The organism is Algoriphagus yeomjeoni (genome assembly GCF_049821175.1).
GTDB lineage: Bacteria > Bacteroidota > Bacteroidia > Cytophagales > Cyclobacteriaceae > Algoriphagus > Algoriphagus yeomjeoni_A.
The window spans coordinates 4,237,904-4,260,857 of the sequence record NZ_CP187512.1 but is presented as its reverse complement, the minus strand read 5'-3'; the positions used below and the strand labels follow the sequence as shown (position 1 = coordinate 4,260,857).

Here is a 22,954-nt window from a genome sequence, read left to right as displayed (position 1 = left end):
CTGAAATATAAATCCATGAAAAACATCTACTTATTCGTAATCTTGGGGATATTCCTCATTTCCTGCTCAACAGAAAAGGCCGATCCCGCCGATCTGATTTTCACCAATGGTATCATTTATACAGTAAATGAAGCCCAGCCGACGGCCGAAGCTGTGGCGGTAAAGGACGGGATGATTTTGGCCGTAGGCACAGCAGAAGAAATCGAAAAACACAAAGCAGAAAACACCGAGGTCATCGATTTAAATGGCGAAACCATGACTCCTGGCATCATCGAATCCCATGCTCACTTGATGGGAATCGGCTACAACAAACTCGAACTCGACCTTATGTATGTCAAAACCTATGACGAACTGGTAGAGAAAGTAGCAGAAGCTGTTGCCAAAGCAAAACCCGGAGATTGGATCACCGGTAGAGGCTGGCATCAGGACAAATGGATTGAGAAGCCTGAGAAACTGGTGAAAGGCTTCCAGACCAACGATAAACTCAATGAGGTTTCCCCAGACAATCCCGTGTTTTTGAGACACGCGAGTGGTCACGCCGCTTTCGCAAATGGTAAAGCCCTTGAACTGGCAGGGATCAGCAATCTGAAAGGTGAGCGACCAGGAGAAGTAGAAGGTGGAGAAATCATTCTCGATGAGTTAGGAAACCCAACTGGAATACTTTCCGAAAGAGCTTCAGGGCTAGTCGCTAGATTGATCCCGGCGGAGACCCCTGAAAGAGCGGAAGAAGCATTGACTTTAGCTTTGAAAGAATTGAATGAAAAAGGAATTACCAGTTTTCACGATGCTGGCAGTGGTCAAAACGTGATTGATCTGATCCAAAAATTCAAAAATGAAGGCAAACTCACTGTCCGTCAATATGTGATGCTAACAGGTACTCAACCTGCACTTTTGGAAGAGTGGTACAAAAAAGGGCCAATGATCGATAGTGCAGATCACATGCTTACTGTACGTTCGATCAAATTGAACTGTGACGGGGCATTGGGAAATCGTGGTGCATGGTTGTTGGAAGACTATTCAGACAGACCCGATCATCGCGGTCATGAGACCTTGCCAATGGAAGTGGTATCTGAAGTTTCAGAGAAAGCAATTCCTGCTGGCTTCCAAGTTTGTTCACATGCCATCGGAGATCGTGCTAATCAGGAAATTCTTGATCGCTACGAAGCTGCTTTTGCAAACCATCCAGATTCCAAAAAACTGAGATTCCGCATCGAGCATGCTCAACATATCCATCCAGATGACATTCCAAGGTTTGGCGAAATGGGCGTGATCGCTGCTATGCAAGCCATTCACCTTAGTTCAGATCGTCCTTGGGCTATCGATAGATTAGGTGAAAAACGCATCATAGACGGCGCTTATGTTTGGCAAAAGCTGATGCAAACTGGAGCTGTAGTAACCAACGGAACAGATGCACCTGTGGAGCCTGTTGATCCTATTCCATCTTTTTATGCTTCCGTAACTCGTAAAACTTTAGAAGGAATGCCAGAAGGTGGATATGAAGGAGATCAGAAAATGACACGTGCCGAAGCATTAAAATCCTATACGCTGGACGGTGCCTTTGCCGAGTTTGAAGAAGATTTCAAAGGGTCGATAGAAGTCGGAAAAGCAGCTGATTTCACGGTTTTTGATAAGAACATCATGGAAGTTCCGGAAGATGAAATTTTGAATACCAAAGTAGCTATGACTGTAGTGGGGGGAAAAGTGGTGTATAAAAAGTAGGTTGTCGGTTGTCGGTTGTAAGTTGTCGGTTAAAGAAAAACGACTTTCCAACTATTCAGTTTGCAATTTTCAGAAAGTCTCAGACCGGAAGGTTTGGGACTTTTTGTTTTCTCAAAACCCAATAATCTACTTTTTCATCACGCATTATTAATGATCTATCAATTTAACACCCTCGTTCTATCAAAAAAACTTATTTTACACTCCTAAACAGAATTCACTATGAAAAAACTCTTTACATTTTTCTGGCTTTTTTGCTTGGTATTTCACCTGGCAAATGCTCAAGATGAAGCTCCAAAGCCCATTTCTTGGAAGGATATTCCCACTTGGAAATCCATGAACACAGGCACTTTCCAAATCTCTCCCGATGGCAAATGGGTTGCCTATGGGATGACTGCTCTTGAAGCGGATGGGGAAGTAATCCTTCAATATGTGAGTGACCCCGATTCCACTCAGACTTTTAAAATAGGATTTACCTCCTACCCTTCCATTCAATTTAGTGAGGATAGCAAGTGGATAGCATTCAAAGAATATCCAACTTTCAAGGAAAAAGAAGCCAATAAAAAGTCAAAGGGAAAACCGCTTCATGACAAGGTTACACTAATGAAATTAGGATCAAGCGATAAGGAAGACAAAAAGACCTTCGAAAACGTGAGTAACTTTTCTTTCAACAGGGATGCTTCTACCCACCTCGCGCTAAATCTTACCAAGGACGGTGGTGGAGATGCCAAAGGTTCCGATTTATTGATCTATCACCTCAACACCAAAAAAGCGCAAAACCTGGGAAATGTAGCTGAGTTCTCTTTCAACAAAAGCGGAAACTACCTAGCCTACACAGTCGATGCTGCGAATGAATCTGGTAATGGTATTTACCTCCTGAACATGTCCAATAATAGTACTAGCGTGCTGGATTCTGACAAAGCATCTTACAAATCCCTCAATTGGACAGAAAAAGGAGATGCATTTGCGGCTTTGAAAATGGTCAAAGACAAAAAGTATAAGCAAGACCATGGCAAATTGGTTGGCGTAAAAAACCTCAGCAGTCCTCAAGTGACCGTTTATGATCCAGCGAAAGATTCCACTGGATTTTCTAAAGAATATACCATCAGCCCAAATCGCCGTCCGATGTGGTCGGAAGATTTAACCAGACTTTTCTACGGAATTCATCCATTAGTTTTAGCTAAAAAAGAAGAGGTAAAGAAAGAATTAGATCAGGATTCTGTGAAAATTGCGGAGGCTGAAGCTATGAAGAAAATCATGGCTGATACATCTATGAATTCCATTGCTGATCTGAAAAAAGCACTTTCGAAACTGGATTCTGGAAAAGTAAGTCCCAAAGACAACGATGCAGACAAACCAGATATGACCATTTGGCATTGGAATGACAGCCGACTTCAATCCCGTCAGCAAGTGCTGGAAAACCAGGATAAAAACTACAGTTTCTATGCGATGTACAATGTGGCCACCGGCAAACATATCCAGCTTCAGGATAGCAGCATGCGCAGTCTAAGTATTTTGGATAAGGAGAAATATGCGGTAGGATCTGACAATCAGACCTATGAACTTCAAAGCAATCTTGATGGACAGAATTACCAGGATTTTTATATTGTAGACCTAATGACCGGTGAGAAAAAAACACTTTTCACCAACTTCTACCTTCCAGGGTATACTTCCTACCCTCGTGGATCCACAGATGGAACGAAGCTGATTTATGGATACGATGGGAATTATTACAGCTACGATATCGCCTCAGGCGAGGAAACTAATCTGACTGCTGGTTTACCCGTTTCTTTCGTGAATGAAGATGACGACCACAATGTGAAAAAGCCGTTGGAGGGTTCTCTAGGTTGGAGTAGTGACAGCCAATACGTGCTATTGAATGACGGTTGGGACATCTGGCAAGTACCAGTGACGGCAAAGGGTGAAGCAGTTAATTTAACTCAAAACGGCAGAAAGGAAAAGATCAGGTATCAATACAGGTTTTCTTTGGATCCGGATGAAAAAGGTATCAATCTCAGCAAGCCGCTTTACATAAGAACCTACGGTGAATGGACTAAGAAAAGTGGAATTGCCAAAATTAACGCTTCGAAAAAAGGACTGGAACCAGGTGCAGAATCCTTGATTTGGGAGGATGCAAGTATTGGCTCTTTGAGAAAAGCAGAAAATGCGGATGTGTATTTCTTTAGTAAAGAAACATTCAATACACCAACTCAAATTTTCACAGCAGATGCATCTCTTTCATCGCCAACAAAAGTGACTGAAAATGCACCTAAAGCAGATAAATATGCTTGGTCTGCTGGCACTAGATTGGTTGATTATGTTTCAGATAAAGGAGACTCACTTCAGGGCGCGCTTTTCCTTCCTGCCAATTATGTGGAAGGAGAGAAATATCCTACAGTAGTTTACTACTATGAAAAGCTCTCCCAAACTCGTCACAACTGGACAAATCCTGGCTTTAGCGGAACTGGCTGGAACCCGAACGTTTACACGAGTAATGGTTTTGCAGTATTTATTCCGGATATCGTCTATACCATGGATGATCCGGGAATGTCAGCCGTGTGGTGCGTAATCCCTGGCGTAAAAGCTGCGATTGAAACAGGTGTAATCGACGAGAATAACATAGGAATACATGGCCATTCTTGGGGTGGATATCAAACCTCATTCCTGATCACTCAGACCGATATGTTCAAAGCAGCGGCTGCAGGAGCTCCATTGACGAATATGATTTCTATGTATGATTTGATCTACTGGAATTCAGGAGGAGGAAACATGTCGATATTCGAAGCTTCACAAGGTCGATTTACCGGAGGGCCTTGGGAAAACTGGGAAGCATATGAGAGAAACAGCCCAGTCTATCATGTGAAAAATGTAACCACTCCACTTTTAATGCTTCATAATGACAAGGACGGAGCAGTGGACTTCACGCAAGGAATTGAGTATTATTCAGCTTTGAGAAGATTGAAAAAGCCAGTGATATTGGTTCAATACAAAGGAGAAAATCACGGTCTGGGTAAACTGGAAAACAGAAAGGATTACTCGGTGCGAATGATGGAGTTCTTTGATCATCATTTAAAAGGAGAAAAAGCTCCTGAATGGATGTCAAAAGGAATTGACAAGATTGATCTGGATGAACATCTAGAAGAAAGAGCATTTTAATACAAAAGGAGCTGTAAAAGGCTCCTTTTTTTATTTAACTGCTTTTGCGTGACTACTTGCTTTCATGGAAAAGCTTCCTCTTATCATCAAAAGGTTGGGGAATCGTTTCACTTTCCCTTTCTTTAAACCTCCATTCGCCAAAGCGAATCAAAACACCTCATGCAAGAAACCACCGAAAAAAAGAGCAGTCATTCAGAATTTGATTTTGCGAAGCTACGCTCCATTTGCTATCAAGATACAGACCCCAACTATCATGAACATTTGGAGACCTACATCTATGAACAGGATTTTGACACAGTTTGGGATAGCTACATAAATATTTCACCTGAAAAAGCATGGAGCGGGAGAATGATACATTTTCATCAATTGTACTCCAGACAAACCGGAGAAGAGGTTTTTCCCGGACAGGTTTATACTGGCGGAATGGGTGAAGGACAAGTCCTTATTTTGAACTTACATGTCTTCAATGGTGCTGTGAAACTCCAGGTAGGTCATGAAGTAATGGAAATAGATAAAGCGAAAAAGCTGATTAGAATCTGCTATTTGGAGAACTCCAAATCTGAAGGCTCCCAATTTATCCGATTCAAGTCTCTGGCAAATGGCAAAACAGAAGTTTCGCATAAAACATTTTATAGGAGTGGCTCTTGGTTCAGAGACAAGGTAATTTATCCCTACTTTCACACCAAGGCGATCAATGAATTTCATGAAAATGTAAGGAATTGGATAATTTCAAAAATCTAAGAGCACAAACTTACTGCTAGGGAAGGAGTCTGAATATCAGGCTCCTTTTTTTGTGTCTGGCTTTCTGTTTGTAACTTTTAGGGAAACAAAATTCATTTACCAAACTTTTTAGCCCATGATAGAGGACAGAGTAGAAACTTTTGATGCCATCATAATCGGTTCGGGTCAGGCTGGGAATCCCCTTGCTTTGGCGCTAGCCAAGGAAAAATGGAAAGTAGCGATAGTGGAGAAAGGCGCTTTGGGAGGAACATGCGTCAATACAGGATGTACCCCCACCAAAGCTTACGTAGCCAGTGCAAGAGCCGCTTGGGCAATTTCCAATGCTCATAATCTGGGAATCGAAGTGCCCAAATCGCCCAAGGTCAATCTAAAAGCTATCAAAAAGAGAAAAGACAAACTTGTCAATGATTCCAGAATCGGTGTCCGAAAATCTTTGGTTGATTCACCTCAAGTCTCGATGATCAGAGGAACTGCGACATTTGTGGATAAAACCAGAATAAAAGTGGGTTCTCGAATTCTGAAGTCTTACAAAATCTTTCTGAACGTAGGCGCCAGAGCTAGAACTCCTGAAGGATTTGAAGAGGCAGATTACCTTACAAATTCATCAATTCTTCAGCTTGATAAGGTTCCTGATCAGCTAATTATAGTTGGCGGAAGCTACATTGGGCTGGAATTCGCTCAGATTTTCAAAAGATTGGGATCCAAAGTGACCATTTTAGAAATGGGCGATTATTTGATCTCAAAAGAAGATCATCACACGAGCGAACTGGTCAGAGAAATAATTGAAAAAGAGGGTATAAAAGTAATCTGCGGCGCAAAATGCTTGAAAGGCAAAAATAAAAAATCGGGAGGTGTCACTGTTTCTTTCGAAAAAGACAGGAAGGAAAGTAAAGTCAGTGGTACACATGTCTTGCTTGCCACAGGAAGAATCCCTAATTCTGATATACTCAAGCCCGAAAAGGCGGGATTGAAAATCAATGACCATGGATATGTTGAAGTGAATAGCATACTGGAAACCAACGTAGAGGGAATCTATGCATTGGGAGACTGCAATGGTCAAGGGGCTTTTACTCATACTTCCTACAATGATTACGAGATCCTGGCAGATCAGCTTTTGGGAGAAAAGAAACGAACGCTGGATGATCGGATAACCAATTATGCCTTGTACATCGACCCACCACTTGGTAGAGCAGGGATGACGCTTTCGCAGGCAAAGGAGTCAGGAAAGAATTTATTATTTGCACGTATGCCCATGAGTGATATTTCGCGGGCAAAAGAAAAAGGAGAAACTCAAGGCAAAATGGAGGTAATCGTAGATGCTGACAGCGAGCAAATATTGGGAGCCGCAGTTTGTGGCACTGGCGGCGATGAAATCATAGGTACGTTTTTGACTGCCATGTATTCGAAGCTGAGCTACAAAACGCTCATGAACTCTGTACAGACCCATCCTACCGTAACTGAACTCATCCCTACCCTACTTCAACAACTTAAAAAAGTTGATCATTAATCACATGAAAAAATCACATAAAGCATACGCTATTCTCAACCTGATCGTCCTGCTGGCAATCATCTTTTGGAATTACTGGGTAAATGCAAAAGGTCTCAATGGGAATACCGTGAGTTCGCTGAGTGCAGATTATGAAAATCTTTTCACTCCAGCTGGATATGCATTTTCCATCTGGGGATTGATCTATGTGACACTGCTTGCGCAGGCAACTTTCTTTATCCTAAGAGCATTTGATACTGAAAAAGACTCTGACTTCCTCTCGCAAATTGGTCCATATTTGATTATGGCCAATATTGGAAATGGACTTTGGATCTATATGTGGCTCATGGAACACACAGGACTCAGCGTCATTGTCATGTTGGGAATTCTTACTTCACTGCTTATCGTCATACTGAATACGAACATGGAACGGTGGGACGCTCCCCGGCCTATTATTTTCTGGCTATGGTGGCCTATCGCTCTTTACAGCGGTTGGATTGCGGTGGCTACCATTGCGAATATTTCGGCATATCTAGCCAAAACTGGTTGGACAGGTGGAATCACCGAAATCACTTGGGCGATAATCATGATCATCGTAGCTGTAGTGGTAAATCTGTTTATGATCGCCACTAGAAACCTGAGAGAATTTGCTTGTGTAGGCATTTGGGCTTTAATAGCCATTGCAGTCAGACATTGGGAAAGCATTCCCGCTATCCAATGGACCGCATTAATCGGAGCCTCAGTGCTGTTCGTCGCCGTCAGTATTCACGGCTACAAAAACAGGAATACTGCACCATTTAATCTTAATCGAACCACCTAAAACCTAACATGAGAACTTTAAATAAATCAGAAAAATTTGCCTTGGCAATGCCAATACTGGCCGTAGCAGGCATCATCTTTCTATCTCATAACACTCAAGCCCAAGATTTAGAGACAGTTCCTTACGTGGATCTTGAAAAGTATGCAGGCGAATGGTATGAAATCGCTTCCTTTCCGCAGTTTTTCCAACAGGGGTGCACCTGTACCAAAGCCACTTATACACCTAACGAGGATGGTACTATTCATGTAGTAAACAGTTGTAATCTTCCGGCAAAAGGAAAAACAAAAACCACCACTGCCAAAGCATTTGTAGTAGATGGTTCAGGAAACTCAAAGCTAAAAGTGCAATTCTTTTGGCCGTTCAAGGGAAAATATTGGATCATCGATCTGGCCAAAGATTATTCCTATGCAGTAGTGGGTCATCCTAATAGAGATTACCTCTGGATTTTATCAAGAACTCAAGAAATGGATTCGGCGACTTATGATGGCATTTTGCAGAGAGTCAAAGAGAAAGGATTTGACCTCAGTAAACTTGAAAAAACTGTACAGTGTAATTAATTAAACATTTTGAAATCCCAGAAGTAAAATTTCTTTGGTTTTTGGTTTCATGAACCTTAAAGAAAATGACTTTCAGTGCTCACACAATCAAGGTTTGAATTCATGTTTAATTATTCTAAAATAAAAAGTTAGTAATTAGATATTTTTTAATATTTTGAGACTGTCAAAGCAGGCACTAACTCAACAGAACATGGAATTTTTAGATGGATTAGATCCACAACTCAAACTCTTCTGGTACATCGCGATCCCAGTTTCTCTGATTTTTGTGCTTCAGACCATCCTAACTTTCGTAGGATCTGGAGATTCAGATGGGTTGGAAGCTGATTTTGACGGTGATTTTGACGGTGGAGAAGCGCCATTTCAGATGTTCTCTTTTCGTAACTTGATTAATTTCCTGCTTGGTTTTAGCTGGACAGGGATTTCATTTTACAAACTTATCCCAAATACCACACTGCTAATAGTAATCAGTTTAGCCGTAGGCTTCGCCTTTGTATATTTCTTTTTTCTCATCATTAAGCAAATCCAAAAACTCGGAGAAGACAATACTTTTCGCCTGGAAAAAACGCTGAATAAAATAGCTGATGTCTACCTAGCTATCCCTGGCAGAATGCAGGGAAAAGGTAAAATCATGGTAAGTTTAAATGGCTCTGTGCGTGAAATTGATGCCATGACCGAGCAAGACAAAATAGAAACCAACGCCACCGTAAGAATCAAGCGAGTAGAAAGTGGCAATATCCTTATCGTAGAAAAGCTTTAACTCAATTCATTCATGGATCCATTAATACTGATCGTCGTTGCGACCGTTGTCGCCTTCGTGACCATTCTAGCACTTGTTTCAAGATACAAGCGCTGCCCATCAGACAAAATCCTAGTTGTATATGGTAAAACTGGAGGTACTTCCGCACGCTGCATCCACGGAGGCGGAGCATTCATCTGGCCAGTGATTCAGGATTACGCTTACTTGGATTTGAAGCCGATTTCCATCGAAGCTAATTTGACTAATGCACTCAGCCGTCAAAATATCCGCGTGGATGTTCCCTGTAGGTTTACAATTGCGATTTCAACGGATACAGATACGATGAATACTGCTGCTGAGCGCTTGTTAGGATTGGCCCATGAGCAGATTCAGGAGCTTTCTAAGGATATTCTTTTTGGCCAATTGCGTTTGGTGATTGCTACCATGACTATCGAGGAAATCAATTCTGATCGGGATAAATTTTTGGAAAGCATTTCTAAAAATGTAGACAGTGAGCTCAAGAAAATCGGTTTGAAATTGATCAACGTCAACGTAACAGATATCAAGGACGAATCTGGATACATTGAAGCTCTTGGTAAGGAAGCTGCTGCAAAGGCAATCAATGAGGCAAAAATTTCAGTTGCTGAGCAAGAAAAAATAGGTGAAACTGGAAAGGCATTGGCGGATCGTGAAAAGGATGTTCAGATAGCAGACACCCAACGTGATCGTGATGTGAAAATAGCGATTACCAATAAAAACCGAGAGGTAAGCATCGCGGAAGCAGCAAAGGACGAGAGCATCGGTAAAGCTGAGGCTCAGCGGGATACCAGAGTAAAAACCTCAGAAGCAAATGCAATCGCAATCAAAGGAGAAAACGAAGCTAAAATCTCCATTGCTCAGTCTGATGCTCAGCGACGAGAAAAAGAAGCAGAAGCATTAAGAATTGCCTTGGCATCAGAAAAAGTGCAAAGTGCCCGAGCACTCGAAGAAGCCTATCTCGCGGAGCAAAAAGCTGAAACTGCCAGAGCCGACAGGGAAAGATCTACTCAGAATGCTAACATTGTAGTTCCAGCAGAAATCGCCAAACAACGTGCAATCATAGATGCCCAAGCCGAGGCAGAGCGAATCAGAGAACAGGCCAAGGGCGAGGCTGACGCAATCTTCGCCAAGATGGACGCAGAAGCAAGAGGCCTTTACGAAATCTTGACCAAACAAGCGGAAGGCTACCGTGAAGTGGTAAGTGCAGCAGGTGGAGACCCTACCAAAGCCTTCCAACTTCTTTTGATTGAGAAATTACCTGAATTGGTAAAAACTCAAGTGGAGGCTGTGAAGAATATTAAGATCGATAAGATTACTGTTTGGGATTCTGGTCAAGGTGAAAACGGAAATGGATCCACAGCTAATTTTGTATCAGGAATGATGAAAACTGTACCTCCATTGAATGAACTCTTTAACATGGCAGGACTGAATCTCCCAACCTATTTGAAAGGTGATGACCTAATAGAACCTCAAAAAAAGAAAGAGGAGCAAAAGCCTGAAGAAGAATAACTTTAACTTAAAGCCTGGTCCATTCCAGGCTTTTTTATATTCAAAATTTATTTGAATTGAGCATAGATTTTGCGTTGATTTGCCAAATCATCCTAAAATTACCCCATCATCAAATGAAAAAACAGTTACTTACCTTAATTCTTCTAGGGCTAGCAAACCTTGTAATTGGACAAAGTGAATTCAATCGCTGGTCACTAGAAGCAAATGCTGGCTTCAATAAACCTATGGGGCCAATTACTGCAGGGTATCTTTCTCCGACATTGAATTTAGGTCATCTGGATTTGGGTGTTCGCTACATGTTCAATGAAAAATTCGGTTTAAAAGCAGATGGTGGTTTTGGGTCCTTCTCCGAGTTTAAAGATGAAAGTCCTGAATTTAGCACAAAGTATGTAAACGTTAGTTTTCAAGGCGTTTTTAATTTATCTCGGATAATGAACTGGGAATCATTTACCAGAAAGTTCGGAGCCCTAATGACTTTTGGCCCAGGTGTAGGGTATCTCAAACATGAGGCCCGACCAGAGGATATAATAGACTTTAATCCTGACCAAGTCTATTCTATTAATTCGAGTATTGCTTTACTCTATAGATTATCAAACAGAATCTCGTTAGCAGGTAATACCGCGGTAATTATCAATGGTCGTCAAAGATATACTTTTGATGGAAATGAATTCAATTCACCTGGCAGACCGGACTTGCCAGAAGTGCCTAATGGACATGCCACAGGAACTTGGTGGACAGCTACCCTAGGACTTAATTTCTACCTTGGAAAAAATGAAGAGCATGCAGATTGGTATATCGCTGCTGATAAATATGCAACAAAAGCAGAGCTTGCTTCTGAAATCAATGGTATCAAAGACATGTTGAAAGACTCGGATGGCGATGGCATTCCTGATTACTTGGATAAAGAGCCAAATACACCCGCTGGAGCAAGAGTGAACACTTCAGGAGTAACGATGGACTCTGATAGTGATGGAACCCCTGATCATCTAGATAAATGCCCATTCATTCCTGGCCCATCTTCTACAAATGGATGTCCAGTAGAAGAGATAAAAGAACAAGTTGATTTTTTCAAAAAAGCGATTAATGACGGCTATGTGAATGTCTACTATGCTTTTGATAGCGCTAAACCTCTCGATTACTCAACTAGCTCCGCCAGCTATGTGTCAAACTTCTTAAAAAAGAATCCGGGCATAAGTGTTGAAATCAAAGGATATGCTGACGAACTAGGCCCTGAAGATTACAACATGAAACTCTCTGAGAAAAGAGCTAAGTCTGTTTACGATATCTTAATTGCCAGTGGAGTTGATGCTTCAAGACTTTCATTCAAAGGTTATGGTGAAGACACTAGTGTAGACAAATCATCTACCGATGCGAGGCAAATGGCTAGAAGAGCTAGCTTTGAAGTGAAATAACTATTATTTCAAACTTTACAAAAACCCGGTTCCCAAAGAGCCGGGTTTTTATTTTATCTTCGCAGCATGTTTGTTTTATCTGACACTCCTTCCTTGGCAAATCATTTCTTGAGCGAAATGAGAGATGTACTCACACAGGACGATAGAATGAGATTTCGGAAAAACTTAGAGCGAATGGGTGAAATTTTAGCCTATGAAATTTCAAAGTCTTTCGAATATTCCAAAAAGAGCATACAAACTCCACTCACTTCAACTTCGGTGTTCACAGCAACAGATAATCCAGTTATTATCTCAGTAATGAGAGCTTCGTTACCATTTTATAATGGCTTTTTAAATTATTTCGATAAAGCAGAAAGTGGATTTATTGGGGCATTCAGAGATGAAAGTACAGCGGGAGAAGTCAAGGTCCAACTAGGCTATCACGCGAGCCCAAGTTTAGAAGGAAAGATCATAATCCTAGCCGATCCTATGCTTGCAACTGGCAAATCAATAGTAGAATCTATCACTACCCTACTTACCCACGGCAAACCCAAACATATTCATATAGCCTCAGTAATTGCCGCTCCCGAAGGCATCAATTACATCAAAGAAAATACTTCTTGCCCTTTTTCACTTTGGGTAGGTGCAATTGACGAAAAATTAAATCACCAATCCTACATCGTTCCTGGCCTAGGAGATGCGGGAGATCTTGCTTTTGGTCCAAAACTTTAATCACTCCATGCTCCCATACTTTCTATTATTTCTTGGCCTGGCTATTTTGTTATACGGGGGAAAAATCCTCGTAGACGGTGCCTCCGCAATGGCTGTAAAGCTAGGCATGAGCGCAGGCTTGATTGGAATGACAGTAGTTGCATTTGGCACATCGGCGCCAGAATTGTTAGTAAGCGTCAATGCTGCCTTGAAAGGCAATAGTGATATTTCTATAGGGAACGTTATTGGTTCTAATATTGCCAATATTGCCCTAGTACTCGGAATAAGCGGTATTTTCTATCCCATTTTGATCAAAAAAAGCCATATCCGCTTTGACTATTTGGTGACCTTATTTGTTTCAATTCTCTTCTATGGGTTAAGTTACAATGGACTTATAGGACTTTGGGAAGGCATCTTGCTGTTCGGGTTATTTATTGGATTTAATATCTACCTTTTCAAAAGCCCTACATCAGAGTTAGTGGATAATACGGAAGTAGAAGAGGAAATAGAACAAGTGAAAAATCACTCTTGGCTGGCTTCCATTGCATTATTTCTTGGAGGCGTTTTAGGATTATATTTTGGGTCAGAACTATTGGTAACAAATGCCGTAAAAATCTCCAGAGAATTCGGGGTTTCCGAACGAATAATTGGAGTTACAATCATAGCTATTGGAACTAGCCTTCCTGAGCTAATCACCTCAATTATAGCCGCTTTATCCAAAAGAACGGATTTAGCATTAGGGAATATTTTAGGTAGCAATATCATGAATATTCTATCCATAATCGGCCTTACGGCGATCATTAAGCCGATCGGAGTATCACAGGAATTTATCGATTCAGATTTCCTTTGGATGCTTGGGATTACGCTGTTCTTATTCTTGCTAATGCGTACGAAGATGAGAGTTTCAAAAGTTGAAGGCTCGCTACTATTGCTTAGCTATGCTGCCTACTTGTTCTTCCTTCTATGATCGAGAATATTCTAACTCTTCTCGGAATTTACTTTCTATCTTGGTTTAAATTTCTAGCTGGACCTGTTTTAGGCTCTGCCGCAGGCTATTCTACAATTGAGAATATCTTGATCACTATTGCCGGAATGATGACAAGTGTAATGATTTTTACACTTCTGGGATCAAAGATAAAGGCTCTTTTCGAAGGTAATTTCCAGAAAAAACCAAAGTTGATCTTCTCCACAAAAAATAGACGAATAGTTCATCTTTGGAGAAAATACGGTGAAATAGGAATTGCATTCTTTACCCCTCTTTTATTTACACCTGTCGGAGGGACACTGATCATGGTTTCCTTTGGAGTCAAAAAAAGACACATTTACATGCATATGCTCTGGAGTGCATGTTTATGGGCAATAATCATTTGCCTAACTATAGATAAAATTTTAGCGGTTCCTTTAGTCCAAAGCTTATTGCTCTAATTCATCATCAGGTAAGATTTCTATATCTTTTATCAGAACCCGCTCAGAAATAGCCTGTCCAGTCAAAGTAGCTGCCAATCCTCCAAGAGCCGTTTCCTTGTAGCGACTTTCCATTGAAGCTCCAACTTCACCCATTGCTTCCACACATTCATCTACAGGGATGACAGCACTTACATTTGCTAAAGCAATCTGAGCAGAACTGAAAGCAATGGCTGCTGCACTTGCATTTCTAACCACACAGGGTACTTCTACTAAGCCTGCCACTGGATCACATATCAATCCCAACATGCATTGAATAGTCACAGCCACAGCATTGAAAATCTGATCTGTATTTCCTCCCAAGCAATAAACGATTGCTCCAGATGCCATAGCTGCAGCTGAGCCTGTTTCGGCTTGACATCCTCCCACAGCACCTGCCAAACTCGCTTTTTCCTCTATAATCAGTGCAATTCCTGCTCCTACCAATAGTCCCTCAACAATCTGCTCATCAGTCAATCCATGGATTTCCTGTAGCGTAACCAAAGTCCCTGGCAATATTCCACTTGCCCCTGCCGTAGGTGCAGCAACTACCCTTCCCATACAAGAATTAACCTCCTTGGCAGCTAATGCTCTCGAAATTAGCTTTTGAAACTCCGGAGAAAGCACTGAAAGTGGATGATTATATACTTTCTTCGCACCATTGTTGATCATTCCAGAACGGGAGGTCATTTCCTCCTCCAAACCAGTTTTCACAGCATCTTTCATTACTCCATACGCCTGCAAAAGACCGTCTTTTATCTGATCATGTCTACCATTTTTCTGATCTACTTCATATTCAATTACCGACTCAGGTAGCGATATATTTTTCTCTTCACAATAGCTCTTCCAGCCCTTAAAGGATTCAAATAAATAGCTCATGTTGGATGGGGTTATATTCTATAGTTTCCTTATTGATAATTACAGCAATCTAAACTTCTTTGTAATACTAGCTAGAAGACCGATGTGGCTCGCCAATTAAAGTCTAACAATTCATAGATTGCTGTTGTCGTATACTTAGATTACTCAGAAATCAAACTTCAGTGTCTGCTTAATCTCTGGATCTAAGCTCAAAGCAACTGGACAAGTCTTGGCTGCATTTTTCAATTTTTGGATCATCGCAGCATCATTAATTGGATTTTCCCAGTGAAACTCAACAATGATCTCACTTATTTTTCGAGGATTAGACTGCATTATTTTAGTCACTTCCCAAGTCAAGCCATCTAAAGATACAGAATCTCTAGTTGCAACAATGCCCATAATCGTCACCATACAACTTCCTAAAGCACTAGCAACCAAATCAGTAGGGGAAAACTTCTCGCCTTTTCCATTATTATCAACAGGAGCATCGGTAATTAATTGGGTACCTGAATGCAGGTGCTCAGACTCTGTTCTCAAATTCCCTAAATATGAACTTTTTATAGTGGGCATAAACTCTTATTTTTAAAATCAGTTAAAATACTAACACCCAAAAATAGGGCTATATTTTCGACCAACCCGAATGAACAAACTGAAATTCATTTTACCGCTGTTATTACTCACCTTTTCCATTGATTCTTTTGCCCAAAGAGAAGACATAGGCAATTACGAATATGATAAGGAATACATGTTTGGCTTAAACAAGAACACGAATGGAGGTTTAATCGGTGGTATAGTCTTCAAAGTAGGTACACGTTTGGACGATACGCAGTTTAGCTTTTGGGCTTTAGAGTTTTCAAACGTCAAGAATCCAAAGGAAATCAGATACAATACCGTTCTGGGCAACAGCTATATTTTCGGTAAGTCTAACTACCTCTATTCGATCAGACCACAATATGGTCGTGAAATAATCCTCTTCAAAAAAGCACCAAATCAAGGTGTACAAGTTTCAGCACTTGCGGCTGTAGGGCCAACATTCGGCCTCATTGCTCCTTATTACATAGAATATGCACTGAACAGAGTAGAAACTGTACGCGAGCAATACGATCCAGAAATTCACCAAAGTCGATTCAATATTTTAGGCACAGGTCGTCTTTTCGAAGGAATAGGGCAATCAGAGTTTGCTATTGGCGCCAATCTTAAGGCTGCATTATCCTTTGAATTTGGAGTTTTTCGCTCAAATGCAACAGGATTGGAACTTGGTTATATGCTCGAGGGTTTTACCAAAGAAATTCCTCTGATCCCTACTACGGAAAATCGTCAACTATTCCAATCAGTTTACTTCACGTTTTTCTACGGGTTCAGACAGTAAGTCAACTTGGGTTTTGCCCTTGCCTGACTTACCTTTGCATCAAATCAGAAATCAATGATCGAATTACCTGTAATTTCCGAAGAAGCTACCCGAAGAAAAAAGCCAGATTGGCTTAGAGTAAAACTTCCTGTAGGAAAAGAATACGCCAAAGTCCGCAAACTGGTAGATGAGCACAAGCTTCATACGATTTGCGAAAGCGGCAATTGCCCAAACATGGGCGAATGCTGGGGAGCCGGTACTGCTACCTTTATGATTTTAGGAAATGTGTGTACACGTTCATGTTCATTTTGCGCTGTTGCAACTGGGAGACCGCCAGAGTATGATACTGACGAACCTAGACGAGTAGCGGAAGCTATCAAACTCATGGGTGTAAAACATGCTGTTTTGACTTCTGTAAACCGTGATGAATTGAAAGATAAAGGGGCTGAAATCTGGTATCAAACTGTGGTTCAGACTAAAGAACTTTCACCTGAGACTACTATAGAAACACTTATCCCAGATGTCAAATCAAATTGGGATGCACTATACCGAATGATCAGCGCAGGGCAGGAAGTAGTTTCACATAATATGGAAACTGTGGAAAGCCTTTACCGAAGAGTTCGCCCTCAGGCAAAATATGCCCGTTCACTTGAACAAACCAAGCTGACAAAAGAGTACGGTAAGAGAACCAAAACTGGCATTATGTTAGGATTGGGAGAGAAAAAAGAAGAGGTATTCAAAGCAATGGATGATCTGGCAGAACATGGCTGTGATATCCTGACACTGGGGCAATACCTCCAGCCTACCAAAATGCACATCGAAGTGGCAGAGTTTATCCACCCAGACCTTTTCGCAGAATACAGAGAAGAAGGATTAGCAAGAGGATTAAAATACGTAGAATCAGGTCCGCTGGTAAGATCATCTTATCATGCAGAAAGACATGTGAATGTCTAGATATTAAGCTAATTGATGCCAGTACCCTAACTTCCTCTGCTTTACCGGACCAAAGACCGAAGACGGGTGACCGAAGTAGCGAATTCGCTAGTGTTAACCAATTCCTACAATTCTTTTTCCTCTTAGCAGAAAACAATCTATCCAAAAACTTAATAAGCGAATATTTTAAGCACACTTTCGGGTGTGCTTTTTTTATGCCTAATTTTTTAATATTTTGAGAGAGATTATCTCACACTAAACTTTTAACCAAATGGTAAAAATTGAAAAAATTGGAGTTTCCTCCGCAGCCAAAATCTATGGTTTGACACTGGGTGTCCTTGGCTTTGTAATCGGCATATTCTATGCGATTTTCCTATCTGCCTTTTCTGGCTTGTTAGGTGATTCTTTTCCTATCGCCGGAGCAGGCGGCATAGGATTAATCATGGTAATTGTTTTTCCCATCATGTATGGAATAATAGGTTTTGTAGTCGGAGCATTGGGAGCAGTGATTTACAATTTTGTAGCATCTAAAATCGGAGGCTTGGAAATCCAACTTTCGAAGGATGATGAAATTCCGATGATGTAAACAATCAGTAGTGAATTAGCACAAATAAGCTACCAGTCATTGTCCCCCTAGGACAAAATATCACATTCGTTAATTGAAATATAAAATTGGATACATACAATTGCGCACTCCACATGACGTCGGGGATCCCTGCAGTTAAAATGAAAAGGGCTACCAAATCGGCAGCCCTTTCTTTAATTATATGCAAAGCCAATTAGGCTTCTTCACTAGCATAAGCTTCCACTGGAATACAGCTACAGATCAGGTTTCTGTCTCCAAATGCAGAATCAATTCTTCTAACAGTTGGCCAGAATTTATTCCCTTTTACATACTCAAGTGGATACACTGCTTTTTCTCTAGAATAAGGCAAGTTCCAATCATCAGTAAGAACCATAGTCGCAGTGTGCGGTGCATTTTTCAATACGTTCTCTACTTTATCAGCTTTTCCATCTTCGATCTCCTGTATCTCAGCACGGATAGAAAGCAAGGCATCGCAGAATTTATCCAATTCAGCTTTAGTCTCAGACTCCGTTGGCTCGATCATCAACGTACCTGCAACCGGGAAAGAAACTGTAGGTGCATGGTACCCATAATCCATCAAACGCTTCGCGATATCTTCCACTTCTACACCCACTTCTTTGAAAGCTCTGCAATCCACGATCATCTCGTGAGCCGCTCTTCCTTGAGTTCCGGTGTAAAGGATAGGGAAATGATCTTTCAATCTTTCTTTGATATAGTTGGCATTTAGGATCGCCATTTTCGTTGCATTCTCCAAGCCATCTCCTCCCATCATTGCGATGTATGCATATGATATTGGCAAAATGCTCGCACTACCATATGGTGCTGCTGAGATAGAAGATACAGCCTGCTCTCCGCCAGCTTTCACTACAGGATTTCCTGGAAGGAATGGTGCCAAATGACTTGCTACGCAAATTGGCCCCATGCCTGGTCCACCACCACCGTGAGGAATACAGAATGTTTTATGCAGATTCAGGTGACAAACGTCAGCCCCAATTCTTCCTGGGCTAGTCAAACCTACCTGCGCATTCATATTTGCTCCATCCATGTAAACCTGTCCACCATTCTCGTGAATGATCTGGCAGATTTCCTGAATTGCTACTTCGAATACACCGTGTGTAGAAGGATAAGTAACCAAAAGTGAGGAAAGATCATTAGAATGAGCTGTTGCTTTTTCTCTGAGGTCCTCTATATCAATATTTCCCTTTTCGTCACATTTCACCAATACTACTTTCATTCCAGCCATGACAGCCGAAGCAGGGTTGGTACCGTGAGCGGAAGTTGGGATCAAAGCTACATTTCTATGATGGTCACCTCTACTTTGGTGATAAGCACGAATTACCATAAGGCCTGCAAATTCACCTTGAGCACCAGAATTTGGCTGTAAAGAAGTATCTGCAAAACCAGTGATCTCATTCAGCCAATGTCTCAAGTTTGCGAAAAGCTCTTGGTATCCGGCAGTCTGATCAGTTGGTGCAAATGGATGCATTTGTCCAAACTCAGGCCAGGTCACTGGGATCATTTCCGCAGTTGCGTTCAGTTTCATTGTACAAGATCCCAACGAAATCATGGAATGAACCAAAGACAAATCTTTGTTCTCCAAACGCTTGATGTAACGGAGCATCTCATGCTCACTTTGAAAATTGTTAAATACTGGATGAGTCAAGTATTCAGAAGTTCTTACCAATCCTGCCGGTAAGTCTAACTCGATTTCAGTTGCCAATGCAGAAAGATCAGGAGCTTCTACTCCTTTTGCTTTCGCAAACACTTCGACAACAGAAGCAACATCTTCCAAAGTCTTAGCCTCATCAAACGTCAAGAAAACTGTATCGTAGTCATAACGGAAGTTCATTTCTGAAGAAAGTGCCAAAGACTGGATCGCATTTAGCGATTTGGTTTCAATAGTTACTTTAATGGTATCAAAGAAATTCTTGGATGGCACTTCGTAACCCAATTGCTCAAGAGCCTTTACCGTTAGTTTAGCAAGTCCATGTGTTCTTAATGCTATATTCTTCAGACCTTTTGGTCCGTGATAGACTGCATAGAAACTAGCCATTACAGCTAAAAGAACCTGTGCAGTACAAATATTTGAAGTTGCTTTTTCTCTTTTGATATGTTGCTCACGGGTTTGCAAAGCCATTCTGTAAGCTTTGTTGCCTTCCCGATCCTGAGAAACACCAATGATTCTTCCCGGAATCTGACGCTTGTAAGCTTCTTTGGTAGCAAAGAATGCAGCGTGAGGTCCACCATAGCCCATTGGTACTCCAAAACGCTGGGAAGATCCAACCACTACGTCAGCACCCATTTCTCCAGGAGCGGTTAACAGAGTTAAAGCTAAAAGATCAGCAGCAAACGCTGTAGTTACATTGTTTTCTTTGGCAGCGGCCACAATCGCAGAGTAATCACGCGCTTCCCCGTCAGCATCTGGGTATTGGAACAATACTCCAAAAAGATTCTCGTCAGTCAAGTCCAAAGTATCAATGGACCCATAAACCAGCTCAATTCCTACTGGCTCAGCTCTTGTCTCAAGGACAGCTTTGGTCTGCGGAAATACTTTCTCGTCTACAAAGAATTTTGTCGCGTTCTTTTTTTCTCGTGGCTTTGCAGCAAAAAGCATATTCATCGCCTCAGCAGCTGCAGTTCCTTCGTCAAGAAGCGAAGCATTTGCAAGCTCCATTCCTGTCAATTCCATCACTACGGTCTGAAAATTGATCAAAGCTTCCAATCTGCCTTGTGCGATTTCTGCCTGATAGGGAGTGTAGGCAGTATACCATCCTGGGTTTTCAAGGACGTTTCTCAAAATCACTCCAGGGACTAATGTGTCGTAATACCCTAAGCCTATAAATGACTTGAATACTTTGTTTTTAGAAGCAAGTTTTTTGAAATCCTTCAAAAACTCAGATTCCAACTTTGCTGCCGGAAGATCCAACGGGCGCTCCAGTTGGATAGATTTTGGTACGGTTTGGTTGATTAATTCCTCTAAAGTTGAAGCTCCGATTTTCTCCAGCATCGCTGAGATCTCTGCATCTGTCGGGCCATTGTGTCTGCTCTCAAATTTGACAGCATTAGAAAGATTGATCTTCATATAAGAACGTTAAGACGATGAACTATTTGGGTTTGAAATCTGCTGATTTTTCAAGGTGCAAAGGTACAATTTATTGAAAGATAATGCTTTCATGAACCCCATTATTTCCTTTTTGTTCGATCAAAATTTATAAACGGTTTATTGTAGGGTAGAAAATTTCTCTAGTTTAGCGCCTGAAATGCAAATAGATTGAAATCAGACCTTTAATCACTCTTTGGTTATTTGAGTGAGCTTAGAGAAATTTCAATCTGAAATCAAAAAAACCTAACTATAAACTGATGAACAAAAGTCTGTTATTGACGGGCGCAATGGCTCTTGGCCTTGCACTTCCGTCGTTGGCTCAGCAACCTGCACAGGTGAAGTACGCCAACACCATCACCGCCGAAGACCTGAAAGAACGTCTTACCTACCTAGCTTCAGACGAAATGAAGGGTAGAGATACAGGCTCCGAAGAACAAAAAGTTGCCGCTAACTACTTAGCAGACTTTTACAAGAAAATTGGCTTAACTGGCCCTGTAGCTGGAAGTTACTTACAGCCAGTAGAGTTAGTAAGCGCTTCTTTTGGTGATGTTTCTCTGAAAGTAGGCAAAAATAAATTGGTCAATAATGAGGATTTCGTTTTCATAGGAGACGGTGATATGAAGAAAGCAGCGAAAACTGACCTAGTTTTCCTTGGTCTAGTATCTGAAGAAAACCTTGCTAAAGTTGACGTAAAAGACAAGCTGGTGGGCATCTGGGCTGTAGGCGTAAGGTCAAACGATCTTTTGACCCAGGTGATGGATGCTGGTGCAGCAGGAATCGTGATAGTAACTATGGAAGGTCAGGCTAATTTTGACCGTATTGCTAACCGTTACAAAAGCTTATCAGGTAAAGGAAGAATTGGCTTCCCTAAGGAAGTTGAGCAAAAACCAGTATTTATGGTAAGCTCTGACAAAATGGGAGAATTATTCAACACGCCTGTAGAAGAGCTTAAAGAAGCAGCAAAAACAAATCCTGAGTCTATCAAGTCTCAAAAAGCTACCTACCAAATCGAGAAGATAGTTGAAGAGGTAGAAAGCTCAAACGTAATGGGCTACTTAGAAGGAACTGATAAGAAAGATGAGTTAGTTGTTATTTCTTCTCACTATGATCACGTAGGAGTAAGCAGCACAGGCGAAGTATTCAACGGAGCTGATGATGATGGCTCAGGAACTGTTTCTGTTACTGAAATTGCTGAAGCATTTGCAATGGCAGCAAAAGACGGCATCAAACCAAGAAGATCCATTCTATTCCTAAATGTAACTGGTGAGGAAAAAGGACTTTTGGGATCTGAGTACTACTCTGATAATGCGATTTTCCCACTGGAAAACACAGTAGTAAACTTCAATATTGACATGGTGGGTCGAATTGATTACGAATATCAAGATGCTGAAAATACAGATTTCGTCTATGTGATCGGTTCTGAAATGCTTTCTACAGATTTGAAAAAAATCTTAGAATACAACAACATCACTTACTCTGACTTGATCTTGGATTATAGATATGACGCTGAAGATGATCCAAACAGATTCTACTACAGATCAGATCATTACAACTTTGCGAAGCATAACATCCCAGTAGCATTCTTCTTCAACGGAGTTCATGACGATTATCACCAAGTAACTGATACGGTGGATAAAATCGAATTCCCGTTAATGGAAAAAAGAGCTAGGTTGATTTTCCACACAGTTTGGGATGTAGCAAACAGAGAAAATAAGCCAAGAGTTGATGGCACAAACACTAGAACTGATAGATAATTAATTTTATCTCTTAGACTGAAAAGGCTATTGGAGAAATCCAGTAGCCTTTTTTTAGTTCTAGGAA

The 22,954-nt window shown here is 41.2% G+C and carries 19 protein-coding genes; 16 read left to right on the top strand and 3 right to left on the bottom strand.

The genetic code is table 11. The annotated features are described in order from the left end of the window. The first annotated feature begins 15 nt into the window (after window positions 1–15). The 12 genes from ACPUEN_RS17430 (at window position 16) to ACPUEN_RS17375 (ending at window position 14,287) form a co-directional block, all read left to right on the top strand. Complete coding sequence (locus tag ACPUEN_RS17430) at window positions 16–1,719, top strand: amidohydrolase (protein WP_425637214.1); 1,704 nt, start codon at window positions 16–18, stop codon at window positions 1,717–1,719. 219 nt (window positions 1,720–1,938) lie between these two features. Beyond that, on the top strand, window positions 1,939–4,872 hold the full coding sequence (locus ACPUEN_RS17425) for a prolyl oligopeptidase family serine peptidase (protein ID WP_425637212.1): 2,934 nt from the start codon (window positions 1,939–1,941) through the stop codon (window positions 4,870–4,872). 159 nt (window positions 4,873–5,031) lie between these two features. Continuing rightward, window positions 5,032–5,613, top strand: coding sequence for a hypothetical protein (locus tag ACPUEN_RS17420; protein WP_425637210.1), 582 nt, complete (start codon window positions 5,032–5,034; stop codon window positions 5,611–5,613). Between the two features lie 115 nt (window positions 5,614–5,728). Continuing rightward, window positions 5,729–7,120, top strand: a complete 1,392-nt coding sequence (locus ACPUEN_RS17415) for a mercuric reductase (RefSeq protein ID WP_425637208.1) — start codon at window positions 5,729–5,731, stop codon at window positions 7,118–7,120. A gap of 4 nt (window positions 7,121–7,124) precedes the next feature. After that, the gene (locus ACPUEN_RS17410) at window positions 7,125–7,919 is read left to right on the top strand and encodes a hypothetical protein (RefSeq protein WP_425637207.1); all 795 of its coding nucleotides are present in this window, start codon (window positions 7,125–7,127) and stop codon (window positions 7,917–7,919) included. 8 nt (window positions 7,920–7,927) lie between these two features. Next, window positions 7,928–8,476: a lipocalin family protein gene (locus ACPUEN_RS17405; RefSeq protein ID WP_425637205.1), complete on the top strand. Its 549-nt coding sequence runs from the start codon at window positions 7,928–7,930 to the stop codon at window positions 8,474–8,476. Between the two features lie 190 nt (window positions 8,477–8,666). Continuing rightward, window positions 8,667–9,233 carry an NfeD family protein gene (locus ACPUEN_RS17400; protein WP_425637204.1) on the top strand — a complete coding sequence of 189 codons (567 nt, stop codon included), beginning with the start codon at window positions 8,667–8,669 and terminating at the stop codon, window positions 9,231–9,233. 12 nt (window positions 9,234–9,245) lie between these two features. Continuing rightward, on the top strand, window positions 9,246–10,760 hold the full coding sequence (locus ACPUEN_RS17395; protein WP_425637203.1) for a flotillin family protein: 1,515 nt from the start codon (window positions 9,246–9,248) through the stop codon (window positions 10,758–10,760). Between the two features lie 113 nt (window positions 10,761–10,873). Next, window positions 10,874–12,172, top strand: a complete 1,299-nt coding sequence (locus tag ACPUEN_RS17390; RefSeq protein WP_425637201.1) for an OmpA family protein — start codon at window positions 10,874–10,876, stop codon at window positions 12,170–12,172. Window positions 12,173–12,238: 66 nt separating this feature from the next. After that, a complete protein-coding gene (gene upp, locus ACPUEN_RS17385) occupies window positions 12,239–12,883 on the top strand; it encodes a uracil phosphoribosyltransferase (RefSeq protein ID WP_425637200.1) in 645 nt (214 codons plus the stop codon). Between the two features lie 7 nt (window positions 12,884–12,890). After that, window positions 12,891–13,829, top strand: coding sequence for a calcium/sodium antiporter (locus ACPUEN_RS17380; RefSeq protein WP_425637199.1), 939 nt, complete (start codon window positions 12,891–12,893; stop codon window positions 13,827–13,829). Beyond that, entirely contained in the window at window positions 13,826–14,287 is a 462-nt protein-coding gene (locus ACPUEN_RS17375) for a hypothetical protein (protein WP_425637198.1), read from the top strand. Before ACPUEN_RS17380 ends, ACPUEN_RS17375 begins: the two co-directional genes overlap by 4 nt. On the opposite strand, the gene sdaAA is transcribed toward ACPUEN_RS17375, so the two are convergent. Both sdaAA and ACPUEN_RS17365 read right to left on the bottom strand, forming a co-directional pair. Then, window positions 14,276–15,184 carry an L-serine ammonia-lyase, iron-sulfur-dependent, subunit alpha gene (gene sdaAA / locus ACPUEN_RS17370; protein ID WP_425637197.1) on the bottom strand — a complete coding sequence of 303 codons (909 nt, stop codon included), beginning with the start codon at window positions 15,182–15,184 and terminating at the stop codon, window positions 14,276–14,278. The genes ACPUEN_RS17375 and sdaAA overlap by 12 nt on opposite strands. 144 nt (window positions 15,185–15,328) lie before the next feature. Further along, window positions 15,329–15,733, bottom strand: a complete 405-nt coding sequence (locus ACPUEN_RS17365) for an OsmC family protein (RefSeq protein WP_425637196.1) — start codon at window positions 15,731–15,733, stop codon at window positions 15,329–15,331. Between the two features lie 70 nt (window positions 15,734–15,803). Here ACPUEN_RS17365 and ACPUEN_RS17360 point away from each other — a divergent pair, with 70 nt between their 5' ends. The 3 genes from ACPUEN_RS17360 (at window position 15,804) to ACPUEN_RS17350 (ending at window position 18,030) form a co-directional block, all read left to right on the top strand. Further along, the gene (locus ACPUEN_RS17360) at window positions 15,804–16,532 is read left to right on the top strand and encodes a hypothetical protein (RefSeq protein WP_425637194.1); all 729 of its coding nucleotides are present in this window, start codon (window positions 15,804–15,806) and stop codon (window positions 16,530–16,532) included. A 54-nt stretch (window positions 16,533–16,586) separates the two neighbouring features. After that, window positions 16,587–17,465: a lipoyl synthase gene (lipA, locus tag ACPUEN_RS17355; protein ID WP_425637193.1), complete on the top strand. Its 879-nt coding sequence runs from the start codon at window positions 16,587–16,589 to the stop codon at window positions 17,463–17,465. A gap of 250 nt (window positions 17,466–17,715) precedes the next feature. Then, window positions 17,716–18,030: a hypothetical protein gene (locus ACPUEN_RS17350; protein WP_425637192.1), complete on the top strand. Its 315-nt coding sequence runs from the start codon at window positions 17,716–17,718 to the stop codon at window positions 18,028–18,030. A gap of 193 nt (window positions 18,031–18,223) precedes the next feature. On the opposite strand, the gene gcvP is transcribed toward ACPUEN_RS17350, so the two are convergent. Next, a complete protein-coding gene (gene gcvP, locus ACPUEN_RS17345; RefSeq protein WP_425637191.1) occupies window positions 18,224–21,112 on the bottom strand; it encodes an aminomethyl-transferring glycine dehydrogenase in 2,889 nt (962 codons plus the stop codon). Window positions 21,113–21,390: 278 nt separating this feature from the next. Between gcvP and ACPUEN_RS17340 the strand changes: the two genes are divergently transcribed. Beyond that, window positions 21,391–22,887: a M28 family peptidase gene (locus tag ACPUEN_RS17340; protein ID WP_425637190.1), complete on the top strand. Its 1,497-nt coding sequence runs from the start codon at window positions 21,391–21,393 to the stop codon at window positions 22,885–22,887. Window positions 22,888–22,954: the final 67 nt, after the last annotated feature.